A 4,666-nucleotide genomic window follows, 5' to 3' on the forward strand; every position below is an offset into this window, starting at 1 on the left:
GGACGAGAGTGCGAAAGCACGTAGTAATTAAAGTTCGCCTTTGGCGTCACGAGCACAGCGAACACATGAATTCCTTTTAAAAACAATAGGAATGACATGAATAATGTGTTCTCATCGGTCTCGGCTATGATGCCGTAGCGATAGAGACCTAAGTTAGCAAAAAGAGCACTGCGTAGTAGAAATTCGACAGAATTTCTTGAGAGTCCCTTAAATGGCTAGCTATGGATTATACACGGTGTTAGCACACGTTTTTTATTCATTTCGTATTATGATATTCTCCGTTAATTTTATTTCGGAAATATCTGCTTTTCCATTTTTTAATAAAAGGTCGTTTATTACCTTAAATTCCGCACTTCGTCCAGCAATTTTAAGTATTACCTCACTTTCTGCTTTTCCAGCGTAATAATTGTCAGTTTCTTTTTCGATTATCCTATAAAAACTATTTTCGGCAAAACTTTTGGTTCTTTGTTTTTTGTCTGATAATTGTTCAATATAATTTTCACGCCAATTTACGTTTGGTAACATTTTACGAACGAATGCGATTGGTAGAAAAATCACAATTTCAATTGCGTTACTTTCTTTAATTCCGTTTTGAGTTAGAAAATTCAATAACTTTTCGTCTTCAAGACTTTCTTTTAAATTTCCAATCAGATTAATTGAAGTTTTTACTTCAGATTGAAATTCAGATGATTTTATGTTTGTTAGGTAATCCACTTTTTATTCCATCTTTTTAAATTCATAATGCTTATCAAATAGATGGTCTTTGACTTTGTAAATCAACTTTTCTTTGTCAATTTTAACAATTATATATTCGCGACTTCCAATAGTCAGATTTGAGTCAATCAGTTTATAAGTCGCATTGTATTCATTTCCCATTTGGTTAATAAATATTGATTTGTCTTTATTAAAAGTCAGAGTGGTTTTCAATTCCGATTTTGTGTCAGATTCAGATTTAGAGTCATTTTCCGTAAGTGGCTCAATACCCTTATCAAAAGAGTCAGATTCCGCAACCAAAATCCATTTTCCGATTAGTTTTTTTTCAGATTCAGATTGTGCTGTGCAAGAGTTAATTCCTAAAATTAAAGTTATTAAGACTAGTAGATTAAGAGATGATTTCAAATTAGGTAGTTTAGCTATTGTTCGATTTTATTTTGTAATAATCATATAAATAAATACCAAAAGTTATAGCAACGAATAGAATAACTGCTACAACAAGACTAGGATTAAATTCCATTGGTCTATTTGGGTCTCCAGTCGAAATATGTAATAATTCTGCTGTCATTCCGCCTCCAATTAGACTAATAATTATTCTGAACCAAGTTTTTCTTAATAGTTTCATTATCTGTTTTCAAATGTGTTCTCATCGGTCTTGTGTATGGTTAGTTGCGTGTTTCAGCAACTAATTTAGTAAACCAAAACGAACGCGAGAAAATTCCGAAGGAATTTTCCAAATAAGCAACGACCAAAGCAATTAATTATACACGTTGTTGTGCTTTCGTTATTTTTTGGTTTCCTCTAAAATTTGATTAATTAAATTATCGGTTTCTTCGTAAATATTTTCCAAAAATTGTGAAAAAAGTACTTTCTCATCAATCTGATTTTCAAATCTTATATCACTAAATAGCTTAACATTATTAAAATCCAAATCCGATTTTTTTATCGAAATCCTATTATGGTTGACATTTCTTAATGAAGCGTTGTTTTTAATGTAGTCAATAATGTCCTGCGAACTTTTTTCCATTCTTCTATTCCAATCATTTACATATTCCGATTGTCGCTCATATTCAAAAAGTAGGTCTTTAATCTTGCTATTCTTATATAACGATAACTTTCCAGTGCTTTTGAGTTCGTTCAAGACAAAATTGGTTGGTTTCCAAGTTGGCCAAAAGAGTGAAATCTCTATTATACTATCAATATTGGTAATCATAAGTTCACTCTCTGATTTTCCTATCATTGAAAGTACTTTTAGACTTCCTTGTTTTGTCCATTTCAATTGGTTTATTGCTGTATTCAGAGCCTTTTGATTCGATTCAAATTCCTGTAACAGGTTTTGGTTTATCTTATCTAATTCTCGATTTGATTTACGTACTTCGTTTGCATTATTGACTTGCAGGGCAATCAAAATTCCTATAACTACAAGAGCGATTTCTCCGATGGCATATTTAATATACTTTCCAGTTTTGCCTTCGGTAAGTAAGTTCTGTCTAATTTTTCTAAAGAATTTAATCATTGGTTAAGGGTTGGTCATAATGAAGCACAACACAAGGGTTAAACGTAGTTCTGGTTTGAGAATGAAAAGATAATAAATTCTCCAACAATAATTAGAGAAGCGGACTTCCATATAATCTCTAATTATTGGTCGTCAATTAGCCTCGCGGAGCGAGGAGTAAATTGTAGAATTTATTAGATTGGGAATTCGAGGACCAGGGCCAAATGCGAAGCATTCATGAATACAGATTTATTAAAATAGAAATGCTATGAACTAAATTACTTTTAACCGACGATGGCGCACGTTTTATTCGCCAAGATTTTATTTTATTTTTTGAGCTCATGAATCTCGCAAGCTCGATTTGGCTCGAAGCCCGTCTAAGGCGATTGTTTATTGTAAAGTCATTTGTGTAATTTGGTTTAACCCTTGAGATGAGAACACATTTACTTTAAGGATGAGAGTGCGAAAGCACGTAGTAATTAAAGTTCGCCTTTGGCGTCACGAGCACAGCGAACACATGAATTCCTTTTAAAAACAATAGGAATGACATGAATAATGTGTTCTCATCGGTTCGGCTATGATTTCGTTGTGGAATCATCCGCAGGATTATTCCGCTGAGAAATCAGCCTTTGATTTATACTTTTATTTTAGTGTGGCACAAAACCACAATGAATTATAGCCATTGTTGTGCTTTGTTATTTTTTCAAATATTGGATATGACTATCAACATGCTCTATTAATATAGACACATCGTTCCTGATATCGTTATACAGTGAATGCATAAATTTGCGCATGAATATATTCATCTTAATAACTTCTAAAAACTCTCTATCTTGCATTAATTCTTCATAATTATTAGGTGTTCCAGAAACCCACATTTTGTCTATGTTAATGTGCTTTAAGATTTGTGGATAAAGGCGATCCCATTGAATTCTGTCATCTGCATTTCTTTCTGTATTTTCCAAGTATGGATATCTCGTAGAATAGAGGTGAGATAATGAACTTCGTAAGGAATCATTTGATATCAAATCTAATCCAATAGATTTAAGATTTTCCCAAGCGGCTGTATTCTCAGTTAATTCCCAATTGCCAAAAGTATTGCCAAAGTGATATTTTAATGAATCATTAAAAGCTGTTTTTGTTTCAAGAGAAAGTTTAACTATTTCATTTGAGCGAATTCTTTCTTTATCTGCTCGAATAATACCATCCAAAGTGTTCAAATCTTGCTTCAGGTTTTGTTTCATTTCGGCTAACAAAACGAGCTCTTTTTGTTTTAACTTGGATACTTCGTTGCGATTATTAATATTGAGAGCAATTAAAATTCCGAGAACCACAAGTACTATTTCTCCAATGGCATAAACCAGATACTTGCTGAACTTGTTTTCAGAGAGGAGTTGCTGGCGAATTTTTCGAAAGAATTTTATCATTGATTAGCGGTTTGTCATAACGAAGCACAACTTGTTTGTGTATGGTTAGTTGCGTGGTTAAGCAACTAATTTAGTAAACAAAAACGTACGCGAGAAAATTCCAAAGGAATTTTCCAATTAAGCACTTACCAAAGCAATTAATTATACACGTTGTTGTGCTTTCGTTATTTTTCATTCAATTCGTTGCTTAAAGCTTCACTAATTTCATTATTCTTTCTCATTAGTCTTTCTAAAGTTTCAATAGCCCATGAAGTTTTAATTTTTAATTCAACTAATATTTGATCGAATTCTGCAGATACGTCTTGAGATTTTAGTCTATTATTACTAATAAAGTTGTTATCAAGAAGAGGATTGAATTTATATTTTTCCGATTGAAATGCTTTTTTACTATCATATATCCTATGTCGAATAAAAAAAGGAATAATTATTTCATCTTTAAAATCATTAAAATTTTGATTGGCTTGTAGTACATTAGATTCACTATCTACTTTTTCATTTAGTAGTTCTATTATTTTATTATTGGTAATTTCAGAAATGTTATTCTTATGTTTAATGGTCACAACAAAATCAAATACGTTATGCCATCTTAAAATGTTATAAGTGTCTAATTTATTACTAGTTGAATCATAATTTGCCTTACCTATTGTTTCATAATAAATTTGGTAATATGCATCAGAGTGCTGTTTATATTGACCCAAGGCACTATTCAATCTGACATCTTCATTCTCCAAGTCGGTTAGTATATTTTGATATAGTGACTGTTCTCTTAAGTTAGCTTTTCTTTCTTCATTCCAATTATTAATTGATAATGCAATCAAAATTCCAATAACCACAAGAACAATTTCACCAATTGCATAAATCAGATACTTACTGAATTTATTTTCAGAGAGTAGTTTTTGTCTAATTTTTCTAAAAAATTTAATCATTGGTTAGTGTTGGTTATAATGAAGCACAACTCAAGGGTTAAACGTAGTTCTGGTTTGAGAATGAAAAGATAATAAATTCTCCAACAATAATTAGAGAAGGGTAC

At 31.5% G+C, this 4,666-nt stretch carries 6 protein-coding genes; all 6 read right to left on the reverse strand.

Features of this window, described 5'->3' with window-relative positions:
* Positions 1-252: 252 nt before the first annotated feature.
* The 6 genes from ACFWV9_RS16060 to ACFWV9_RS16085 all read right to left on the reverse strand — a co-directional run bounded on the left by ACFWV9_RS16060 (position 253) and on the right by ACFWV9_RS16085 (position 4,562).
* Positions 253-714 carry a hypothetical protein gene (locus ACFWV9_RS16060; protein ID WP_411896249.1) on the reverse strand — a complete coding sequence of 154 codons (462 nt, stop codon included), beginning with the start codon at positions 712-714 and terminating at the stop codon, positions 253-255.
* Between the two features lie 3 nt (positions 715-717).
* Positions 718-1,119, reverse strand: a complete 402-nt coding sequence (locus ACFWV9_RS16065; RefSeq protein WP_411896250.1) for a hypothetical protein — start codon at positions 1,117-1,119, stop codon at positions 718-720.
* Positions 1,120-1,129: 10 nt separating this feature from the next.
* A complete protein-coding gene (locus ACFWV9_RS16070) occupies positions 1,130-1,339 on the reverse strand; it encodes a hypothetical protein (protein WP_411896251.1) in 210 nt (69 codons plus the stop codon).
* 159 nt (positions 1,340-1,498) lie between these two features.
* Positions 1,499-2,230, reverse strand: a complete 732-nt coding sequence (locus ACFWV9_RS16075; protein WP_411896252.1) for a hypothetical protein — start codon at positions 2,228-2,230, stop codon at positions 1,499-1,501.
* A 674-nt stretch (positions 2,231-2,904) separates the two neighbouring features.
* A complete protein-coding gene (locus tag ACFWV9_RS16080; RefSeq protein ID WP_411896253.1) occupies positions 2,905-3,636 on the reverse strand; it encodes a DUF6090 family protein in 732 nt (243 codons plus the stop codon).
* 164 nt (positions 3,637-3,800) lie between these two features.
* Positions 3,801-4,562: a DUF6090 family protein gene (locus tag ACFWV9_RS16085; protein ID WP_411896254.1), complete on the reverse strand. Its 762-nt coding sequence runs from the start codon at positions 4,560-4,562 to the stop codon at positions 3,801-3,803.
* Between the last annotated feature and the right edge of the window lie 104 nt (positions 4,563-4,666).

Source organism: Winogradskyella sp. A2 (assembly GCF_046762865.1).
In the GTDB taxonomy this organism is placed as follows: Bacteria; Bacteroidota; Bacteroidia; order Flavobacteriales; family Flavobacteriaceae; genus Winogradskyella.

Bases quoted from the DNA above. Each gene is read 5' to 3' on its own strand.
- ACFWV9_RS16080 (WP_411896253.1), bottom strand. From the start codon at position 3,636: ATGATAAAATTCTTTCGAAAAATTCGCCAGCAACTCCTCTCTGAAAAC.
- ACFWV9_RS16070 (WP_411896251.1), bottom strand. From the start codon at position 1,339: ATGAAACTATTAAGAAAAACTTGGTTCAGAATAATTATTAGTCTAATT.
- ACFWV9_RS16085 (WP_411896254.1), bottom strand. From the start codon at position 4,562: ATGATTAAATTTTTTAGAAAAATTAGACAAAAACTACTCTCTGAAAAT.
- ACFWV9_RS16075 (WP_411896252.1), bottom strand. From the start codon at position 2,230: ATGATTAAATTCTTTAGAAAAATTAGACAGAACTTACTTACCGAAGGC.